General features: G+C 48.5%; 14 protein-coding genes. 9 read left to right on the top strand and 5 right to left on the bottom strand.

Translation table 11 applies throughout. The features are described from left to right. Positions 1-760 precede the first annotated feature (760 nt). Together ACN4EK_RS02485 and ACN4EK_RS02490 are read left to right on the top strand one after the other, a co-directional pair. Positions 761-3,445, top strand: coding sequence for a DnaB-like helicase C-terminal domain-containing protein (locus ACN4EK_RS02485; RefSeq protein ID WP_431655841.1), 2,685 nt, complete (start codon positions 761-763; stop codon positions 3,443-3,445). Beyond that, positions 3,426-5,882 carry a bifunctional 3'-5' exonuclease/DNA polymerase gene (locus tag ACN4EK_RS02490; protein ID WP_431655843.1) on the top strand — a complete coding sequence of 819 codons (2,457 nt, stop codon included), beginning with the start codon at positions 3,426-3,428 and terminating at the stop codon, positions 5,880-5,882. Before ACN4EK_RS02485 ends, ACN4EK_RS02490 begins: the two co-directional genes overlap by 20 nt. A 58-nt stretch (positions 5,883-5,940) precedes the next feature. Here ACN4EK_RS02490 and ACN4EK_RS02495 read toward each other — a convergent pair whose 3' ends face one another. The 3 genes from ACN4EK_RS02495 to ACN4EK_RS02505 all read right to left on the bottom strand — a co-directional run bounded on the left by ACN4EK_RS02495 (position 5,941) and on the right by ACN4EK_RS02505 (position 6,964). Then, positions 5,941-6,255: a type II toxin-antitoxin system RelE/ParE family toxin gene (locus ACN4EK_RS02495; protein ID WP_431655844.1), complete on the bottom strand. Its 315-nt coding sequence runs from the start codon at positions 6,253-6,255 to the stop codon at positions 5,941-5,943. Beyond that, on the bottom strand, positions 6,246-6,518 hold the full coding sequence (locus tag ACN4EK_RS02500) for a CopG family ribbon-helix-helix protein (RefSeq protein WP_431655846.1): 273 nt from the start codon (positions 6,516-6,518) through the stop codon (positions 6,246-6,248). The genes ACN4EK_RS02495 and ACN4EK_RS02500 overlap by 10 nt, the downstream gene beginning before the upstream one ends. 119 nt (positions 6,519-6,637) lie before the next feature. Further along, positions 6,638-6,964: a hypothetical protein gene (locus ACN4EK_RS02505; RefSeq protein WP_431655847.1), complete on the bottom strand. Its 327-nt coding sequence runs from the start codon at positions 6,962-6,964 to the stop codon at positions 6,638-6,640. Between the two features lie 135 nt (positions 6,965-7,099). On the opposite strand from ACN4EK_RS02505, the gene ACN4EK_RS02510 reads away from it, so the two are divergent. The 3 genes from ACN4EK_RS02510 (at position 7,100) to ACN4EK_RS02520 (ending at position 11,233) form a co-directional block, all read left to right on the top strand. Beyond that, on the top strand, positions 7,100-10,423 hold the full coding sequence (locus ACN4EK_RS02510; protein WP_431655849.1) for an RNA dependent RNA polymerase: 3,324 nt from the start codon (positions 7,100-7,102) through the stop codon (positions 10,421-10,423). Between the two features lie 97 nt (positions 10,424-10,520). Beyond that, on the top strand, positions 10,521-10,865 hold the full coding sequence (locus ACN4EK_RS02515) for a DUF5674 family protein (protein WP_431655850.1): 345 nt from the start codon (positions 10,521-10,523) through the stop codon (positions 10,863-10,865). Then, positions 10,856-11,233 (top strand): hypothetical protein, encoded by a 378-nt coding sequence (locus tag ACN4EK_RS02520; RefSeq protein ID WP_431655852.1) that lies wholly within the window; start codon positions 10,856-10,858, stop codon positions 11,231-11,233. The genes ACN4EK_RS02515 and ACN4EK_RS02520 overlap by 10 nt, the downstream gene beginning before the upstream one ends. 149 nt (positions 11,234-11,382) lie before the next feature. On the opposite strand, the gene ACN4EK_RS02525 is transcribed toward ACN4EK_RS02520, so the two are convergent. Both ACN4EK_RS02525 and ACN4EK_RS02530 read right to left on the bottom strand, forming a co-directional pair. After that, positions 11,383-11,640, bottom strand: coding sequence for a hypothetical protein (locus ACN4EK_RS02525; RefSeq protein WP_431655853.1), 258 nt, complete (start codon positions 11,638-11,640; stop codon positions 11,383-11,385). Next, positions 11,641-11,997 carry a hypothetical protein gene (locus ACN4EK_RS02530; protein ID WP_431655854.1) on the bottom strand — a complete coding sequence of 119 codons (357 nt, stop codon included), beginning with the start codon at positions 11,995-11,997 and terminating at the stop codon, positions 11,641-11,643. 128 nt (positions 11,998-12,125) lie between these two features. Between ACN4EK_RS02530 and ACN4EK_RS02535 the strand changes: the two genes are divergently transcribed. Genes ACN4EK_RS02535 through ACN4EK_RS02550 form a run of 4 tightly spaced genes read left to right on the top strand, consistent with a single transcriptional unit; the run spans position 12,126 to position 18,829 of the window. Next, positions 12,126-14,063, top strand: a complete 1,938-nt coding sequence (locus tag ACN4EK_RS02535) for a hypothetical protein (RefSeq protein WP_431655856.1) — start codon at positions 12,126-12,128, stop codon at positions 14,061-14,063. 34 nt (positions 14,064-14,097) lie between these two features. Further along, on the top strand, positions 14,098-14,730 hold the full coding sequence (locus tag ACN4EK_RS02540; RefSeq protein WP_431655858.1) for a hypothetical protein: 633 nt from the start codon (positions 14,098-14,100) through the stop codon (positions 14,728-14,730). A gap of 25 nt (positions 14,731-14,755) precedes the next feature. Beyond that, complete coding sequence (locus tag ACN4EK_RS02545; RefSeq protein ID WP_431655860.1) at positions 14,756-18,001, top strand: hypothetical protein; 3,246 nt, start codon at positions 14,756-14,758, stop codon at positions 17,999-18,001. Positions 18,002-18,013: 12 nt separating this feature from the next. Next, on the top strand, positions 18,014-18,829 hold the full coding sequence (locus ACN4EK_RS02550; RefSeq protein ID WP_431655861.1) for a hypothetical protein: 816 nt from the start codon (positions 18,014-18,016) through the stop codon (positions 18,827-18,829). The last annotated feature ends 43 nt before the right edge of the window (positions 18,830-18,872 follow it).

An 18,872-nucleotide genomic window follows, 5' to 3' on the forward strand; every position in this document is an offset into this window, starting at 1 on the left:
GGTTAGCCAGAAGGTTACAAGCCAATGTTTTTTAGAAATACCCTTGGCTAACTCCAAAAGTTACAACACGGATTGAAACCATAGAGCATCCCCAGGCTAGCCCTAAAAGTTACAGTAGAAGGGTTACATCATGGTTTCGCCAAAATCACCCTAAGGCTATCCCAAAAGTTACGCTGGAGGAGCCAGGGTTACAAAATACCCCAGGATCAGACCGAAGGTTACAAGCGAGTTTTGAAGAAATATCGTAGGGCAGAACCAATAGTTACAGCGAGAGGGTTACAAAATACCCCAGGATCAGACCGAAGGTTACAGTAGGGACAAGATTTACCATAAATACCGTTGGTCAGTTCCAATAGTTACAAATATCTAGGTGGCGATCGTTTTGTAACCATTGGGCTAATTCCTCAAAAGCCTTATTTTCCAGATCATTCAGCGATCACTTCTCCCATGACAACCAAACTCCTTTCAAAGGTTACAAAGAAATACCCCAGGGTTGCTTAGAAAATACCCCCGGTCTGTCCCAAAAACACCCTCCGCTAATTCCAAAAGTTACAGAAAAAATCTTGAAACCTCTATCCAGTAAGCATTTCAGATTTTGGTTACACATCTGATCATTCTAATGATCTTGATCCAGCAACCGCTCTGGTTGCCTTCCAGAGCGGTTGCTATTGTTAGAACAACAAAAAACGCCGCGCCGTCGGTACTAGTTTGTTCTTAGGCTCATAAATCTCAAGACTTCGTTGCAGCGACAGTTAAATCCATGTCCCCCGGTACTACAACTCAGCTCACTCAACAGCTTTATCGCCTGATCCTTCATGAGCATCAGCAGCTTTATGCGGTCTGGCAAAGCACTGACATATTGCAATCTCAATATGAGAAGGTGCTGACCTCTGATGTTGTTGAAGCTCATCTTCAGGGCAGACAAACTGTTTCAGTGCGGTTATTGCAACCAGGCACTAACACTGCCAGAGCGGGTTGTATTGATTTTGATGCTCCCAAAGATGGTTCTGACGCTGAAGCACTTCAGGCAGTTTTAGCTCAGGCACAAAAAGTGCGGCAGACTGCTAGCGATCGCGGTTTATCAACATACCTAGAATTTAGCGGTCGTCGTGGCTTTCATCTTTGGTTATTCGCTGATACCTCTCTACCTGGCGCAACATGGATTAGGGCATTACAGAATCTTTGCTACTTATCAGGTTACAAACCCAAAGAAATTTATCCAGCAACCGCGACGATCGCAAACGATGGTAAGGCTTCTGGACGACCAATTCGGTTACCCTGTGGCATTCATCAAATGAGTGGTAGGCGCAATGGATTTCTGCCTGAAGTAGTGGGGTGGGCAGATGGTTTTCCGGTTGTGCCAGAGAACCAAGTGGTGCTGATGACAGAATTTCAACAGGTAAATGCAGGTGCGATCGCCCAGTTGGCAGAGGAAAAGGTACAGGACTTAGAGACGAGAAAAGTAATTTCAGATTTCAATCCAAAACCCAAAATTCAAAATCTAAAATCGGCAGACTTTTCTATCCTGTCGCCTAGTGAGCATCCTGTCTGTATTCACTATCTGATAACCAATGGTGCTCCAACCGACCAAGACTACAATGCTGTCAACCTCACTCTCTCTCGCTATGCCATCACTAGAGGATTCGATCGCACCCAAATAGAATCCTTAGCGGAAAGAATGGCTCAGGCATCGGATCACCACCCTACTAGCAAACTTACCGTTGATGCCAAGCTACGAAACTTTCAGGGTGCCTACGCTTCAGCTCGACGTAATCCCCAAGATTACCAATGGAGTTGTAGCTATGTTCGAGCCAGTCAGGAGCTTGTACGTTGTGGGGGCTGCACGGGCTATGCTTGTCCCTTCTGGCAGTGGGAAAAACCTGATGGTGACAATGAAGCGGCAAGACGCACAGAACGAGAATTATTAGCATACATCCTCTGTCATCCAGAAGCGGGGATGCAGGAAGCGTTGGGGATTGACCTGCCTGCTGAGGGATTCGTTGCAACCTACCCATCTGTAGCAGATGAAAAAACTCCTTTATACTTGCATCAATTAATTTGGGAAGCCCTTGTAACGCTTGAAACCGCCGGGAGAGAACTGATTCCCAGCTTAATTCTGGCTCAATTGGAACAGGTTTTAGATGGGAAATCAGCTTCGCCGACCAGTGTTATCAACCAAGCAGCCACGTATTTGGATGAATTGCTGCAAATGCCGCCTTGTAGTTGGGACACGTTTGTTGAGCATTTGACAAAGGTAAGAGATACGGGGCTGCGTTTACTGGCAAAAGAAAAGGCAACTACGGCGACTGAGTTATTGGGCGATCGCCTTCAACCGGTCACTGAAACCCTGGAAACTTTGATCAACGAGTCTCAGAATCTACAGCGACGCAGCGCCTCTCAAACTCTGCCAATGGTGGCATACAGTCAGGATCTGATCCATGACCTGTTTGGACAACCGCAGACTGCAATTCCGACACCTGCTCACTGGCTTAACCATGCTCTCAATGGTGGGCTGCATCCTGGTAGACTCTATGTGATTGGTGCGCCCCCTGGCTCAGGCAAGACGACGTGGTGTGCTTGGTGTGCAGATGAGGCAGCCAAAGCCCGAACGCCGGTGCTGTATGTCTCCTTTGAAATGGGTAGACAGCAGCTCTGGGTCAGTGCTTTGTCCAGGCTTGCCGGACTGAATTCAGGATTAATTGAGTCTAAACAATGGGATGATCCAGACTATTCCAATGCTCAGTGGTTGAAGCAGCAGGTTGCTCAAGCGATTCGTGCCTATGACCAGCAAATTGCAGAACACCTCACCATTCTGGAAGCGGGACCAGAAGTGACAGCGGCTCACCTTAAAGGGGTGATTGCTCAGGTCAGACGCACAGCTAATTTGAGTAAGAATGCGCCGGTGCTGGTAGTCGTTGATTACCTACAACTGATGTGTTGTGGGGATGAAAAGTTGGATTCTGGTGCTAATGAGGTTTTGCGAGTTTCTAGAGTGGCAACCGGGCTGAAACAATTGGCACGGGATACGAATACGGCTGTCGTTGCGATTAGTGATATCAATAAAGCGGCTTATCAAGAGGCACTTCGCACCGGAATGCTGGACATGAGCGCGTTGCGAGATTCATTCAAAATTGCTCATGCGGCAGATTGCATCATGCTGTTGCAAACAGGTAAGGCACAGCGTGGTAATGACCAGCCTAGAGATCAAGTTGATTTATTAGAAGAACGCTATGCAGGTAATCACTTAAAGCTTCGACAACTTCAGGATGTCCGGACTCGTTTTCCTTTGAATGAAAGAGCAAAAGCCACTTATGCACGTCTCAGTCTACTCAAGAATCGAGGTGGTATGACCGCAGAACCTATGTTTGTTTATGAGAAGGCATATCACCGCTTTATTCCTGTTGATCTTGATTTAGGAGGGGATAATGAATTTGAAGATCTCTAGTTCTTCCAAGTCAGCAGCGGCGGCTGACCTGAATTCTTCAGATCCCATCTATAATGACCTGATGGATTGGGCGAAGGAACGCAAGCAGCAGTTCTTAAGAAATCGTGCGAAAGGGAGTTCCGTCAGTTCAAGCTCAAATAATCCAGAATCACCGATCAAAACAGAGACAGAAGCCTGGATTGAAACCTGGTACACTCCCCCGTCTCTGCCTTCGGGAAGTGCTAGACAACGAGCCGTTCCTTCCGAGGCTCTTTGTCAAGAAGTGCCAGACATAGAAGATGGGGAAGTAAAAAAAGCTCAAGAAAAGAACCAGTCTGAACGTCAAGCTTTAGAGTCTAAAACCTCTCCCTCGCCTCAACCCACCGTTGTACTACATCAACATCCCTCAACATTTGAGATTGGTCAGAAAGTTGTTCTTCGTCCAGATACTAATTGTGTCCCTGATGGTATTCCGCTAAATGCTGTATTAGTTATTCAGGAGATGTATATCAACGTTTATCGACAGTATCAAAATATTTGGTGTGTTTGGTGTAGTAGTGATGCATTTTCGGGTTTGAAGTCGATCGATTCAGATTGCTTAATGCCGCTGCGAGAAATAGTCCAGATCACTGCTACAGAAAGTATATCTGCAATGGATTTAGAAGATTTCTATATAGATGAGAAAGCAGATTCTAGTTCATCTCACCCTGTTGTGAGTTATGAATTCGTTGAAGATGGGCATCGGCTTACTGAACTTCTTAAGCCTTTGCAAACTTGTCAGGCGATCGCGGTTGACACAGAGACAACTGGACTTGATCCCTTAAGAGATCGAATTCGTTTAGTGCAAATTGCTGCGACTAATCAACCCGTTATTATCATTGACCTGTTTAGAGTTGCCCAGGAAACGCTAGATCCTCTGCGCGAACTGCTTCAAGGTACTCCAATCAAAGTTTTGCAGAATGCCAAATTCGACGTGAAATTCCTGCAACAGGCAGGACTTCCCATTGCTGGGAAACTGTTCGACACGATGATAGCGGCGCAATTGCTGGATGCAGGGGTGCGATCGCACGGTTACAATCTAGCAGAACTAGTCAAGGTTTATCTAGGAGAAGAACTCTCCAAAGAACAACAGCGAAGTGATTGGAGTAATTCCAACCTTTCTTCAGAGCAGTTGGAGTATGCAGTGCGAGATGCAGCGATTCTGCTGCGGTTGCGTGAGGTGATGAAACCCAAGCTGACAGGTGCTCGTTTGGTGGAAACTGCCAAATTGGAGTTTGATTGTTTGGGAGCGATCGCCCAAATGGAGCTCAACGGGATGTTGCTCGATCTCTCTCGATGGGATGACCTGCGGCAGGAACTCGAACGGAATAGAGATCAGTTAGCAGATGACTTGCGAAAGCAACTCCAACCAGCGTTGCTCAGTACTCAACTGGATATTCTGGGCAATCAAACCTTTCTCAATCTGGACAGTCAGCAGCAGATATTAGAGGCACTACAGCAGATGGGTGTGCCAGTGAAAAATACCAGCAAGCTCTCTTTAATTCCCCTGGCAGAAGAGCATCCGCCCGTTAGAGCGTTGCTAGACTACCGTAAGGCAGCCAAATCAGTCCAGGCGTTTGCCAGTAGCCTACCCAAGCACGTTCACCCCATTACCGGGCGAATTCATCCAGACTATCAACAGATGGGAGCTGCTACTGGGCGTATGTCCTGTCGTAACCCTAACCTGCAACAAATTCCCAGAGACAAAATCTTTCGCAGTTGCTTTGTTCCCGCTCCAGGCTATCGCTTAGTCGTGGCGGACTACTCTCAGATTGAACTGCGGGTCGCAGCGGAATTGAGTGGCGATCGCCGCATGATTGAGGCATACCAAAATAATGAAGACTTGCATCGGCTCACGGCTGCTCTGATTGCCGATAAGTCACTGGATCAGGTTGAAAAATCGGAGCGACAGGCAGCAAAAGCCGTTAACTTTGGGTTGATTTACGCGATGGGAGCAAAGGGGTTGGCGGAGTACGCCTACAACAACTATGGGGTGCAGATGAGCCTAAAGCAGGCAGAAACCTTTCGCAAGCGATATTTTGAGGCATATCAGGGGATTGCCCGCTGGCATGGGGCGATTAAGCGAAGGTTGCCCAGGGAGATGCGGACAATGGGCGATCGCCTCCGGCGCTGGCAAGATGAGCCGAAGTTAACAGAGCTTTTGAACACTCCAGTTCAGGGCACTGCCGCCGATATTACTAAGGCTGCTTTAGCGAAACTCCCGGTAGCATTGAAAGGAATAGGAGCCAGATTAATTGGCACCGTGCATGATGAAATCTTGCTGGAAGCCCCAGAAGGTAAGGCAGAACAGGCTGCACAGATTCTTCAGCAAGCGATGGAGCAGGCTGGACAGCGGTATTTAAGAAAAGTGCCAGTGAAAGCGGAGGTGGCGATCGCTCTTAACTGGGCAGAGAAGTAAGGTTTTAAGCACCCATTCTTGATTACTCATTGAGCATCAAAGGTACGGCGATTCCTGATTATGTTTCTGGCAATTCCTCAGTCAGCAAACTGTCTAAATCTCGCATTCCTGGCAAAATCCGCAGAATTTCTAGACGTGTGTCTTTGACGCGATAAACGACGACGTAAGCTGTTTTACCAATTTTGGGAGTTACCAGTTCTCTGGAACCAAAAACTCGCCCCGGTTTACCCAGGTTGGGCATTGAGGCAAGCCGCTTAATCAATTGCTTTAGCCGCGAAGCGACCGCTTTCGCTGCCTCTGGGTCGTCTTCAGCAATATAGGCACGAATGGCTGCTAAATCCTTTACTGCAAGCGAAAGAAATACTACGCGCATGGAGCAGACGTTTCATCCTTCGTTCCCCAGGTATCCAACCACGCATCCACTGCTTCACCCTCTACCCATTCGGCTTCAGGACTGTCCGCCAACGCGATCGCTTCTTCAATCGTTTGAATTTGCCAAAGGTGTTGCTCAATGTAGAAGGAGATCGCCTCTGCTGCCAGCCAGGACTTACTACGCCGAGTACTCTGCGCTAAAGCATCCAGCTTGTCTTTTAATTCTGGAGCTAATCGAATGGTAAGAACTTCACTTTGAGCCATTAGTGTTCTCCAAATTTCTCCCATTCTAGCGTAGAGAATACAGTGTATACAATGTCTTCGCTATGTGAGTTCACTAGCTGCGATCGCCCTCGCCACCCTCTCAAGCCATCAAATACGCCTTAAAAAGATTCATCAGGTTCGTAATACCGCCAGTTGTAGCGGCGCGATCGCCCTCCACTGTCCAACTTATCGATCGCCCCCGAATCACCGTTCAAAAACTCGCCCAGATCCTCATACTGGCTGGGATACCAGGAGCCAGAAGTCGTGGTTTTGGGTTCATCGGGTAGCACCAAACTTTCCCCAGGTTTCAGATGGGCAAAGCGCGGGTGACATTCATCTTGAGTCCTGTCATCTGGGGTCAGGAGTTCTTCGCTTTTATCATCGGGTTCATGATCATATTCCTGAACCAGCAACCTGTTTTCTAGACGCTTAATGTGCCACGGCATAATTAGCCTCCTTGCCTACTCAATCAAAAATAGCCACCTGGCTGATTTTGTCAATTTTGTTGTGCGTGAAAGTTAGAAAACAGTCTAACGTTTTTAGGCAAGAGAACAGTACGTATACACCACATACCGTAGGTAATGGATCTGACCACACGGGTCATGGCAGGTTCCGGTCTCAGCATCCCAATTTTTGATGGGGCGCACAATAACGGGAAAGGACGGTATTTAGCGGAGCCGGAGATTATTAAGAACTCCTTGCTGGAGCAGATGTTTGAACCAGAGGAGTTGCAATCTTTGCTGCTGGTGAAAATTGATCATCGCAATCCAGACGCAAATCATCTACGTAGGCGTGAATTTGCAGATGGCACTAAGCGGCGACTGGCATTTAGTTCTGGTAACAGTTACTACTTTGCAGATGATGACTTACATAAGAAGATCCGGCGATTGTTTGCAACAGAACCGGATGCCGCTTGTCGGTATGGTTCTCTGCTAGTGAGTAATTGTTACAAAGGGTCTGACAAGTTGGAGAACCTGCGGGTCAAAATTGTGGATTTCAATGACCCGGAGTATGCCCACTACAAAACTGGAGATTGCCACGGTAAGATTTCGCCGCAGCTTGCCCAACAATTAGGGGGTGAGCAGAACTGCCCCTTTCAATTCCGGTTTGCCTGGAGGCGGCAGTGGGCGGAAGGAAGTGAAGAAAGCGGTCCCCGTGCTAGCTTCCTATCCAAGGGAACGCTACTACCTGATGCTCAACTCACTGACGCAGAGGGTTATGACATCATCATGGATCGATCGTCGATCAAGGGCATTAAAAAGGCTCGATTGGCTGAGTTGATTCCTTGTGGAGATTATGAGTTTCCGCAAGCCGCGATAGGTAACCGGGGCAATGCGAGAGCCACCAGTTACGACAATAGCTGGCAGTTTACCATCTGGTATTCTGAGAACGCGGTGCGGCAGGATTTGAAGCAGCCGACGGAGGAAAAAGCTAAGATTTTGGCAGATTTACAGCGGAATCCTTTGGCACTAGCACGGTACATTGTGCAGGAATACGACAAGGAACAGCAGCGGCGACAGGAGCGATCAGAAGAAGAATTTGAGGATGTGGATGGCAACGCTAATAGCCAAGTGCAAGAATCTCGCTGGATCTCTCTGCTTCGCAATGACAAGTATGGACAGCTAGTTGAAACCCCCAAGTTTCGGAAATTTGCGACAGATTATGTAGCAGGTAGATGGCGAGATTTAGCGATTAAGAGCGGCTACACCCATAGTTCAGGCATGGCGATGCCATCGAATAATTTGTCGCGCGGTACGGTTTGTGTGCCTCATCTTCCAGAAGGGGATGTAATTCTGACTCGATATCCGATCGTCAACTCAGACAATATCCGTCTCTATCAAAACGTTCACGATCCAGAATTAAAGAAAACTCGCAATGTCATCTGGATTAATCCCAGAGATGCTGAGGAATATCACCAGGCAGACTTTGACGGTGACCAACTGATGGTCAGTCCTGCCAGTAAGTTACCCAGCATTGCGAGGGAAACGCTTCGGGCTGGAGAACCAGGGCGATTTGAGACGGTGAAGCAACGCCCCAAACTAGCCTATACCGAGGTTGCAAGTGACGATGGTGGTTTGAAGTACCAGAGCCTAGCTCAGATTGCGGCGACTGTGAATCAGAATAAGGTTGGGTTGGTAGCAACGAATATTGGACGGGTGCAATCGTCCATGCCGGGTGAAGGGGAGAATATTGAGCGGTTTGAACGCCGTCAACGAAAACTACTCAATCGTCTATTTCAGGCACTTCAGGTCGAGGTGGATTCGCCCAAAAGTGCAGAGCGGTTGGAGGATATCAAGGAGATCGAAGGGGAGAATCTGCTTTCGGATGCAAAACGCTGGTCAGAATCTCATCCCAGCCACTTTTTTGACTTTAAGAAGGACGATCGCCTCTATCGGAGTTTTGCGATGCCTGCTGATGCTACTGGCTCGATCAATGTGCTTGCCAGAGAAGTAGTCAATCCCTTGTGGGAGCCGACCCGCATTCGGAGCCGCGATCGCCATGAGTTCCGCTATCTATTTCCCAAAGATGACTTGTCTGTGGATGCGTTGGAGTGGTCAGAGGAATTGAAGACTCGCTTCCAGCAAGCCAGGGATGAGATTCAGGAACGGGTGGGGGAAGACCGGGATGCGTTCAATGAGGAATTGGGCAAGCTCTACGACAGCTATCGGGCTGAAATCAATGAGTTGTTTCCGACCCCAGAGGAACGGTTTGAGGGAGCCGCTGCACTCTGGTATACCCAGCACACGCGCCCGGAAATGGATCGGCATCGTCGGGATTGTCTGGCATTGGCAGAGCAAATGGATATCACCTTTGCCCTTCAGCATGGCTATGAAGTACCCAGTGAAGCGTTACCCAGAGATGCCTATGTGTTGAGTGTACCGTTTGGGTCGGATGCGATTCGGTGGAAGGAAACCCTGGAGCAAAAAGGCATTCAATTTGATGCGATGATTCATCCGCAGCTACCGATGATTGAGTTTGCGCTCAAAGATCTGCCGCCCCGTTTGGTTGAAAAGCTGGAGGCGAAGTTTGGCAAGAATGTTAACGATCTGGATGAACTTCGTGTGCCCGATGATTTGCGAATTATTCCTCCCGCTGATCATACTTGGGCGGAATCTCGGCAGGATTCAGGTGTGGGGGCGCTGGCATACAACCTGTTGACTGAGGAAGTCTGTCAGCAGCTTCAGGCATTTCAGTTCGATGAGATTAAGATTTTGGGTATCCGCCACAATGACTTTGCTGGAGAGAACTTTGCCAGTAAGCAATGGCGTAATCAGACCGTGAAGGTTCAGGTGGGGGAGTTTGAACTGCCGGAATCGCATCCAGAGTACTACCGTTATAACGGCACCCCGATCGTGCAGATTGATGACAAGAACCTGGGCACCTTCTCACCCGATACTCCTAAGCTGCCGATTGGGAGTTCTTTTGAAGCTAATCTACGTCCTGAAGGTTCCAGCGTGGTGCTGAAGGTGAACCCTGATTCCATTCAACTGCCTGAGCCAGTTTTCCCCGATGCCGAAGCGGTTCAAAGTTCTGAACGGGATAGCGATCAATGGCGTAGGGAGATGTTTTCAGGACTGGTGACAGCCGTAGCCATAACCTACGAGCAGCGGCGGTCAGGTGATGCTAAAATTGCTCAGTTTAAGGTGGGTGATAAATGGACTGCCTACGTTCAACCCACAGGTGACTTTATTGTTCGGAATGAAGCGAGGCGCACGATTTGTCGAGGAAATTTGCATACGGGTGAGGAAACGGTGCCGCTGTCGGAGGATTCTGCTGGTGAATTGGAGGGGATGTTGGTGGAGAGGGAGCGCGCGGCTTTGCCGTTACCGCAAGGGTCGCCCCAGCAGGAGAAACTGCGATCGCCCCATTTGTCCAACCCCCAATTTTCCTTTGACCGCGATTGATTGGGGTGTCCTATGAACCTGACAGCCAGGATTGAGTCTATCGCTACAAAGTAAGGGAAAATTGGGAGAGAATTAAGCTTTTACCGTCATTCCCTTGATGATCCAGATCATTCGCAACCGAGCGACACCAGAGCAAATGCAACAGATGCTAGAGGTTTTGGGGATTTACATTAAACTAGCAGTAGATATACAACGAGGCATTTTAGCGGGAGGAGGGGAACTCCATGCGGACTGTGAACAGGTACTATTGGAGGATGGCAGCGAGCAAGTCCACGTTTGGGGTGCAGACTGGTATCCCCTTAAACAGAGCGTCGGCTATGAATCGTTGATTAACATTCGCCCTCGTGTTGGCAATCGCTCAATGGAAATCCAAGATCCGGCAGTTCGAGAGCAGATTCATCGCATTGTTCAGAATCTTTTAGGAAATGTGTCATGGCAGTAAATTTGGATAGCCTCAAAACTCAATATCTACAACATGACGTTTCGACTCAGCTTGGTCGGTTGGTTGAAAACCTGACTCAAATTAAGGCATTGGCTCAAGCAGGTACAGAGGAGCAGTCTGCCCAAGATCTGATTCGAGAAAGCCAGTTTTTTATTGAGTGGATTGTTCCTAACCTGAACCTGGAGACAACCCTGGAGTTGGCGACCCAATTGGTTGAGTTGCAACGTCAATTAAGTCGATGGAAACTCCACTGGTCAACATTCTGGTCAAATCCAAGCGATCGCCTCCAAATAGCTGTCGATGCTCACGATTGGAGCGATCGCTTGCAGTTGGGTTTCGCTTCAAATGATTTACAGGCAAGAACTTGACGGTGCTCAACCCCACCTACAGGAGGAGAGATCGCACTATGATCGCTTGACCAATGACGGCATTACTCAATGGCTTCCAGCATCTCTGGCATTGGCTAGATTTTAGAGATGTGTACTGCTGGTTTAGGAATTTTTTTAATTACTCAGAATCAAGGCAGTTGTCCGTAGTTGTACATCACCGCTACTACCACAATATGCTGCTCAGAAATGGGTAGATAAAGGACATACCAGTTCCGGAACTTGATGAAGTAGAGGTCAGAGTAGCGCGGATCAGAGCAACGCATCCCCTGTCCGATGTATGTCATGCTCCGCAAGAAGTCTCTTAGGGGCTTGCGGAACTGCGTTGGCACACCTCCCTTCTCGTTCTTGATGTCATCTAGAGCAGCTCGTTGAAACGTGACTTTCATTTAGTCGTCAAACACCTCAGCCTCTTCTTCAGGAGTTGCCCATTCTCCTTGCTGGGCAGCCGCGATCGCCTCATCTAGGCGTTGCAACCCTCCATGCTGCTGTTCATAGCTGGTTAGCACGATTTGGCTGACCTTAACCCGAAGTTCATTCCATGCTGAGATCAGCGCCTCATAATGCTCTGGGTTGACTAGATAGGCAATAGTTTCCCCATTCCGAGTGATGAGAACATCTGCGTCTTTCGCCAAATCAGCGATTTTGGCAGTATTTTTCAACTCCGTCACCTGAGCATGGCGCATTGGGAACGTGGGATCTTTGATCACGCTGTTATTCATAGCTTGAGCAAACCGAAAGGACATAATTCTGGGATTATTATAACCTAGCCAACTGGATACTGGACAAATCGCCGTTCGGCATAGGTAGCTTGAGCGATCGCCTTGTTAGGGTGACAACTACAGCAACCTTAACTTGTGTTCCAGGGCTGCCTATGGCTACCAAAACACCTACCCGACCCACGCAGCGGCAGAGTACTCAGAAGCGATCCTGGCAGAACCTGACCGATCGCCGCAAACTCCGCCACATTGAAAACACTTTAGATAAAGCCATTGCTGAGGCGCGACCGGATGGAGGAATTGGGTCTCATGAGGACTTCAAGGCTTATGTCGAATCGTTTAGTGAGCGATCGGGCAAGGCTCCCATCACGGTTGAGCTTTGTGAGGGTGGTGGCAATGATGAAGAAATTCGAGGCTACCGCTTCTATCTCAGCAGCGACCCCAGCCAAAGAACCAGTGGCAAGTATCTGATTAAAAACTTGGAAGGTGTTACAGACAAGGACGAAAACTACTTTACGCCTTCCAACATTGCTGAGATGTTTGAGTTTGAAGAGGTAGAATTCGATGAGCTGGATGCCGACTTGGATGATGCCCTTGATCTCAATGACGAATTGGATGAAGAGCCAGACGAGGATTTAGACACGCTACTAGATGCCGATTTGGATGATGGGTTGGATGAGTTAGGCGATGAGGAGCCTGCTTCGCCTCCGACAGCGAAACACCAAGCCAAAACGTCAACAAAAGCTCAGAGTAGAACTCAATCCAAGGCGCAGGCTCAAGGCAAAGCTGGTAAATCCAATCATCGAGACTTCCGCTACCGCGACCCAATGGAGGAAGCGTCGCGGCTCAGTGCTTCGGCTGCGGTAAATGGACGCGAAACTAATGGAGTGAATGTGGCAGGGCTGGTAGGACAACTGGCAACTCTGGGCATTGTGGTTGGGCAGGGCGTGTTAGAAAACCTGGCAGCTCAGGATGACGAAGAACGGATCGAACGAATTGTCCGAGAGCTTCAGCGGCAGAATGAGCAGGTTGATAATTTGACCAGCCGTTTGCAAGAGGCAACAACCGGGCGCTCAGCGGTAACGCCATCGGTCGAGCCAGAAACAGTTGTGGGTAAAAATCCTCTAGCAGATGCGGCTGCAACAGTGGGGAGTAAGGTAGACAGGCTGGGTGTAAAACTAGACCCCACTTACAAAGGGCAACCCCTGGAGATCGATCGAGAAGCCAGCATTAGTGAACAGCTTGACCAGATTGAGGCATATCTGAAAGGGCTATCCAAACGGCTTGATCGTTTAGAAGTGGCGGTGAGTCGTTTAGAGAAGCAAATTGCAGAACAAAATTCCTCAATGGTCGAGCCAGAGGCAGAAAGTCAATCGGCTCTACCCGCACAACCGATCGCAGAGTCCAAAGTGCTGGAACAACTGATGGCACGGCGAGCTGATCCTGAGCAAATTGCCTGTGCGGAATCATTAGTGGGGTTTGCCAGAGCGGCTCATGCAGACTTGGATGATGCCGGTCGGGAGGGAATTACGATTTCCAGTAACAAAACGCTGCAACTTGAAGAGCAAGGGAATCAAGTTGCAATTGCCCTTAACAACAATCAGGGTAATACCCTTTTTGCAGGCAACCGTACCGATGGGCAGTGGGTGATCGCAGCAGATCACCTCAGTGCTGATGAGAAAGCTACTATTGCCAAACTTCCTCAGTCCAAGCAGGAATATGCCACCAAAGCCAGTGCCCAAGCATTGATTGCCACCTTCCAGGAACGCTTATCGGAGCGATTCAATGGGGAGGCTGAACCTGTATTTACCTGGACAGAGCAGGGCAAAGCCAAGTATGAGTTTGAGGTTGTGACGTTACCGAACGGGACTCAATTGCTGCAAGGGTTTGACCCGAACCACAAGGATGAACAGGTCTTGGATGCCATGTTGGTGCCCGGTCAATCGCCAGACATTCTGCATTGCAGTATTCCAATCCGAGAGATGGAGTCAGCCATCAATGAGCAGATACCTGAACAAACGGATGAAAAGCATCTGAATCGCCGTTCTGGTAGAGCGTCTGCCAAACCGAATCGCGAAGAATTGCAAGTTTAATTAACAAGCTGGATCAGCATTGATAAAGGAACCGATGATGCAAACCATTAAAACTCCCGTTACTAAGTCTCACTTAACTCAACTACGTCGTCGCTCGACTAAACAATGGGGGTATTTCAGCCTTACTAAACCTGATTTATTGTTCATTGGGCTTTGTGTTGCTGTTGTTATTTATTTGTTGATCAAAGAGCCGTTGCTCATAACGATTCTGGGTTGTGCCAGTGTGGTATTTCTCAGTCTCTGGCATTTGATTAAGGCAGTACCCATACTAGAAAAATACCTGGGTGCCAAAATTCGTTTCTGGCATATTGCCTCACTCATTATTGCGATCACGGCACTGCTCAACACCTTCGCGGCACCTGCTCAGGCTATTTTTCTCAGCGGATTAGAACAATTTTTCGTCAATCTGGCTCAACAAAGTTCACAGGCAGGTGGCGGCACTGCCACGCTGGATGCCAATGTGATCGGGCTAATTTTCAACTTGATTCGAGGAGTGTTTTTATTACTGGTTGCGGCTGCGTCACTCTTTGCTTATAACCAGGCGCAGCAAGGAAATGACTGGCGACCGATCGTAACCCAGGTAGGACTGGCATTTGCGATCGTGATTGCGATTGATGTGGTCACGTTTATCTTCGTGGGGAATGGTACAGGAACGGCTGGTGGTTGATCTGGTAACGTGAATTGCAAGCATTATGGAACAAGACTTCAATCGAGAATTCATCAAAGTCAATCGAATTTTAGGCAAGCAAGCGAGTATTGGTCCCATTCCAGCAGATCAACTCGGTCCCTGGGTTGCCATTGTTATTCTTTGTTATGTCATCACAAATGGTTTCTTCAGCTTGGGTCTTGGCTGGTTCTTTGGAGCATCATTCTGGTTGATTGCGAGTTGGTGGATTCTGACTGGAAATCAACCCCATCAATTTCTCGATCGCTGGCGTAATCCGCCGGGAACCGAGTGGTGTAACGGCAACAATATCTATGTTTCGCCTATTCCAGACCATAGACCAATCTGGATTCGCAAACGTTATGGTGATGCACGGGTCAACATTCGGCTGAAACCAGTGCAGGTGCCCAATCAGTATGGAGGCAAAAGTACGTTTATGCCATTCCAGAATGAAGTCAATATCTGCTGTATTGCAGAAATCAAAAAAGATGATCGTGAAGTGACTGCACTGTTACTAGAGAAAGGTAAGTCTCAGTATCAGCTTGTGTTTGGATTTCGTGTTGCTGGACTGCACGATTTGCTGTATGACAGTGAGGTGAATGCGTTTGCTCATGCGATTGAAGAAGGGATGAAAGAGTTACCGATCGGTGAACGAATTACCTTCTGCACAGGTTGTGCAAGTGATGATGCAGCGCGACAAGAAGAACTGTCTACCCTGGCAGAGGGATGCCAATTAAAACCTGTTTCCGTGCTGACTCGCAATGAGCAATTACGAGTGCAGCAACTTGCTCAGGGAGGAACGCGGCAGACCTGGAATCAACTTGCTTTTTGTACCTGGACGAGTGATGACGAAGCAGGTACGCAACACAAAGATTTGGTTGGCGGACTGATCGAGCGGTTAAGAAAAACGGGTTCCTGGGTAGTCGAGCAGATTACGGGAAATAAGCGGGTTTATCAAGAAGCATTTTTCAAAAAGCTTTTACTACAGGGGTTTCAGCAGGGGTTTATTCAATGGGAAGTATTGCTCAATACTAAAGTGGGACTGGAGGTAACGCCCTGTAGCGCAGTAGATCTGTGGCAGTGGCTCTGGAGCCGATTTAATCAGGGCGTTGCGCCTCCTATTCCGCAGGTCATTACTTTAAAGGAGACAGAAACCGGACTGGAACTGACCGAAACGGTGACGACGGACAAGCACCTGTGTACCTTGCTCATTGAAGGAACTCAGGGGCGGTCTGCTTGCCCGGAGCATCGAGGTGATCACGATCGGATTTACCTGATGGGAAGAGGTAAGGTCTGCGGTGTGATGACGATGACCGATCCACCGATGGGCTGGACGAGTACCCGAGAACATTTGAAATGGGTTTGGAAAATTCTCTCTTCGAGCTATGTGCATGACACTGAAGCCTGGATTGAGATCAGTCGTGGCAATGACTTTTTTATTCAGGACAACTTGGCACGGCAGGCAAAGCAGTCCAAGGCAGCTCGCACCATTGCGGTTACGAAAGGGCAGGGGCGAGATGTAGGAGCTGAAATTAAGCAGGAAGAGTCCTTTGAGGCACAGCGCCGTCTCTATGAGGGTACGAAAGCGCTACACTGTGCGCCAGTCTTTTTGGTCTATCGCAACAGTGCTGAGGAGTTGACCCATGCCTGCAATTTGCTGGCGAACAGTTTTGAAACGGCGAAGGTGATTCGAGAGCGTCATATTGCCTGGGAAATCTGGCTCCAGGCATTACCGATTACTTGCAAGCGTCTGTTGCATGGCAACAACTTGAATGAGCGCCGATTGACCCTTGATACACATACAGTGGCGGGAATTATACCCCTGACGATGCCGAAGGATATCGATCGATGCGGTGTAGAGTTTTTAACCGGACGCGGTGGCAAGCCTATCTACATTGACTTATTTCATCATCAGATTGGACGGGCGCTGATTACTGGAACGTCAGGTTCAGGCAAGAGTGTATTGGGCTGGCGATTTGCCATGGAAGCTCTGGCAAATAACATTCCAGTGGTTGGGATGGACATTTCTTCCAGTGGTAATAGTACATTCAAAACGGCGATCGAGCTGTTGGGCGATCAAGGAGCGTATTACGACATTTCCAGTGGTAGCAGCAACCTGCTGGAGCCTCCCGATCTACGCCGCTTTGATAAATTGGAGCGCGATCGCCGCATGGAGTCCTGGAAGGACTTTATTCGTCGAGCATTAAGCGCAATCGCAATGGGGAAAATCCATAATCCTCATTTAGCACAACGGGTAGATGCGTTGTTGATTAGAGCGTTGGATGTATTTCTGCGCGACCCAGAAATCATCACTCGTTACAACCGAGCGTTTGAAATGGGTTGGCGATCGCCCGAATGGCAGCAGATACCAACTCTACCTGATTTCATCAAGTTCTGTACCCGTGAACGCTTAAACCTCCGCTCATTTGAGGATCTGGATCGACATGCGCTCAATCAAATTCAGAGTCAGGTGGGTGCGTTATTGTCTTCACGATTAGGGAAAGCGATCGCGCGTCCCAGTACTTTCTCACCCGAACCTGCCATTAAGTTCTTCGCGCTTAGCGGTTTGACCAATGAACAGGATGCTTATCTGATGGCAATCAATGCTCATGCGGCTTGTATCCGTAATGCACTTTCCCATCCACGCAGTTTATTTATTGGAGACGAGCTTTCGGTATTGCTCCGCAGAGATGGGTTTGCTCAAATCGTGGGAGAGACTTGTGCGACAGGACGTAAAGACGGTATTGCAGTTCTATTGCTTTCTCAAGATCCTGACACCATTTGTGAATGTTCGGCAGGTTCGCAAATCATGCAGAACATTAATTACCGAATTACTGGACGCATTACCAGTAGCGGTATCAACTCCTTCCAACGGTACCTTGGCTATCCTGCCAACATCATCAGCCAAAATGCCACAGAAGCGTTTCTGCCCCGTAGCAGTGATCTCTATTCATGCTGGCTGTTGGAACTGGGTGGTCGGTTCTGGAGGACTCGGTTCTATCCCGGTGAATTGATGCTTGCCAGTGTTGCCAACAATCAGGATGAACGGGAGACACGCGATCGGGTTATGGCACACTATCCTTCCACATCCAAAGGACGGTTGCTGGGCTTGAAAGCATTTGCAGACGAATATATTCCAGCGTTACGGGAAGGCAAAGGATTTAGCCATATTGGGCAGAGTTTATCAGCAGCACCATCAAGGCAGTTGCAGCAACACAAAGACCATCCTAATGACACGGTTGAACGTCATCAACGCTCACTTATTGCACGTTAAGGAGACATATCTATGCAACTCAAGTGGATGTCAATTCGATTCATCACTCCATTCCTGGTCTTAAGTATCGCGTCTATTAGTAATCCTGCAATTGCACGCACCCAAGACACAGGCAGTGATCCAGTTGAAGCGACAATTCAAGATCAGGCAAATGGCAGCAATGTTTACGTTTCCAGTACAGAAAACCAGATTAATGATTTTCTAGGAGATGTTCAAAGCTTTGTACAAGACGATGTACTGAGTCCTGTAAATAACTTAATTCAATCGACGCTGGGTGCAGTTCAGATTCCAGATTTGTCTCAACTTTGGAGCCGAATTATGGGAGGTTCAGCCAGCCGTGATCCAGGGGCTGTTTTGTCCGAAACGTTAGAGAACAAAACCAATGGTCGCAGTTCCTATGGCATTCGAGAGGATTTGAGCAAATATGTCTCTAGAGCCACTGCTACAGGGGTGGTGGATCAATCTACTCTGAGTCAGGAAGCTCAAACCCAAATGGCTCAGGTGCGGCAGGCAACGCAGCAGAATACACAGGAAAGTGTGCGTTTAGGTGAAGAATCTCAAGGGTTAGACGTGACTCAACGGATTATGCAAAACCTCTCTCAACAGACTGCCCTAAACAGTCAGGTGAATGAGCGGGTGTTGCAGGAGGCACAACAAGCGCGGGTTGATCGAGCGATCGGCAATACATTGTCGGCTCAAACAGCAAGTGAACTTTCTGCCATTACCACTGCCGATCGCCGCAGAACAATTTCCGCAGGCAATACAGCTAGCCAGCAAGGAGGATTGTTGATGATGCCAGGAGGAGTAACCCTCGGCTCTGATCAGTAGTTCAGTTTGAAACCAAGGCACTCCCTATGACGGTTTGATTTGA

The sequence above is a fragment of the Pantanalinema rosaneae CENA516 genome (assembly GCF_050753385.1).
GTDB classification, from domain to species: domain Bacteria; phylum Cyanobacteriota; class Cyanobacteriia; order Leptolyngbyales; family Leptolyngbyaceae; genus Pantanalinema; species Pantanalinema rosaneae.

What these genes read in the sequence shown, in the direction of transcription:
- ACN4EK_RS02485 (WP_431655841.1), top strand. Translation starts at nt 761, where the DNA reads ATGTCCCCCGGTACTACAACTCAGCTCACTCAACAGCTTTATCGCCTG.
- ACN4EK_RS02490 (WP_431655843.1), top strand. Translation starts at nt 3,426, where the DNA reads ATGAATTTGAAGATCTCTAGTTCTTCCAAGTCAGCAGCGGCGGCTGAC.
- ACN4EK_RS02495 (WP_431655844.1), bottom strand. Translation starts at nt 6,255, where the DNA reads ATGCGCGTAGTATTTCTTTCGCTTGCAGTAAAGGATTTAGCAGCCATT.
- ACN4EK_RS02500 (WP_431655846.1), bottom strand. Translation starts at nt 6,518, where the DNA reads ATGGCTCAAAGTGAAGTTCTTACCATTCGATTAGCTCCAGAATTAAAA.
- ACN4EK_RS02505 (WP_431655847.1), bottom strand. Translation starts at nt 6,964, where the DNA reads ATGCCGTGGCACATTAAGCGTCTAGAAAACAGGTTGCTGGTTCAGGAA.
- ACN4EK_RS02510 (WP_431655849.1), top strand. Translation starts at nt 7,100, where the DNA reads ATGGATCTGACCACACGGGTCATGGCAGGTTCCGGTCTCAGCATCCCA.
- ACN4EK_RS02515 (WP_431655850.1), top strand. Translation starts at nt 10,521, where the DNA reads ATGATCCAGATCATTCGCAACCGAGCGACACCAGAGCAAATGCAACAG.
- ACN4EK_RS02520 (WP_431655852.1), top strand. Translation starts at nt 10,856, where the DNA reads ATGGCAGTAAATTTGGATAGCCTCAAAACTCAATATCTACAACATGAC.
- ACN4EK_RS02525 (WP_431655853.1), bottom strand. Translation starts at nt 11,640, where the DNA reads ATGAAAGTCACGTTTCAACGAGCTGCTCTAGATGACATCAAGAACGAG.
- ACN4EK_RS02530 (WP_431655854.1), bottom strand. Translation starts at nt 11,997, where the DNA reads ATGTCCTTTCGGTTTGCTCAAGCTATGAATAACAGCGTGATCAAAGAT.
- ACN4EK_RS02535 (WP_431655856.1), top strand. Translation starts at nt 12,126, where the DNA reads ATGGCTACCAAAACACCTACCCGACCCACGCAGCGGCAGAGTACTCAG.
- ACN4EK_RS02540 (WP_431655858.1), top strand. Translation starts at nt 14,098, where the DNA reads ATGATGCAAACCATTAAAACTCCCGTTACTAAGTCTCACTTAACTCAA.
- ACN4EK_RS02545 (WP_431655860.1), top strand. Translation starts at nt 14,756, where the DNA reads ATGGAACAAGACTTCAATCGAGAATTCATCAAAGTCAATCGAATTTTA.
- ACN4EK_RS02550 (WP_431655861.1), top strand. Translation starts at nt 18,014, where the DNA reads ATGCAACTCAAGTGGATGTCAATTCGATTCATCACTCCATTCCTGGTC.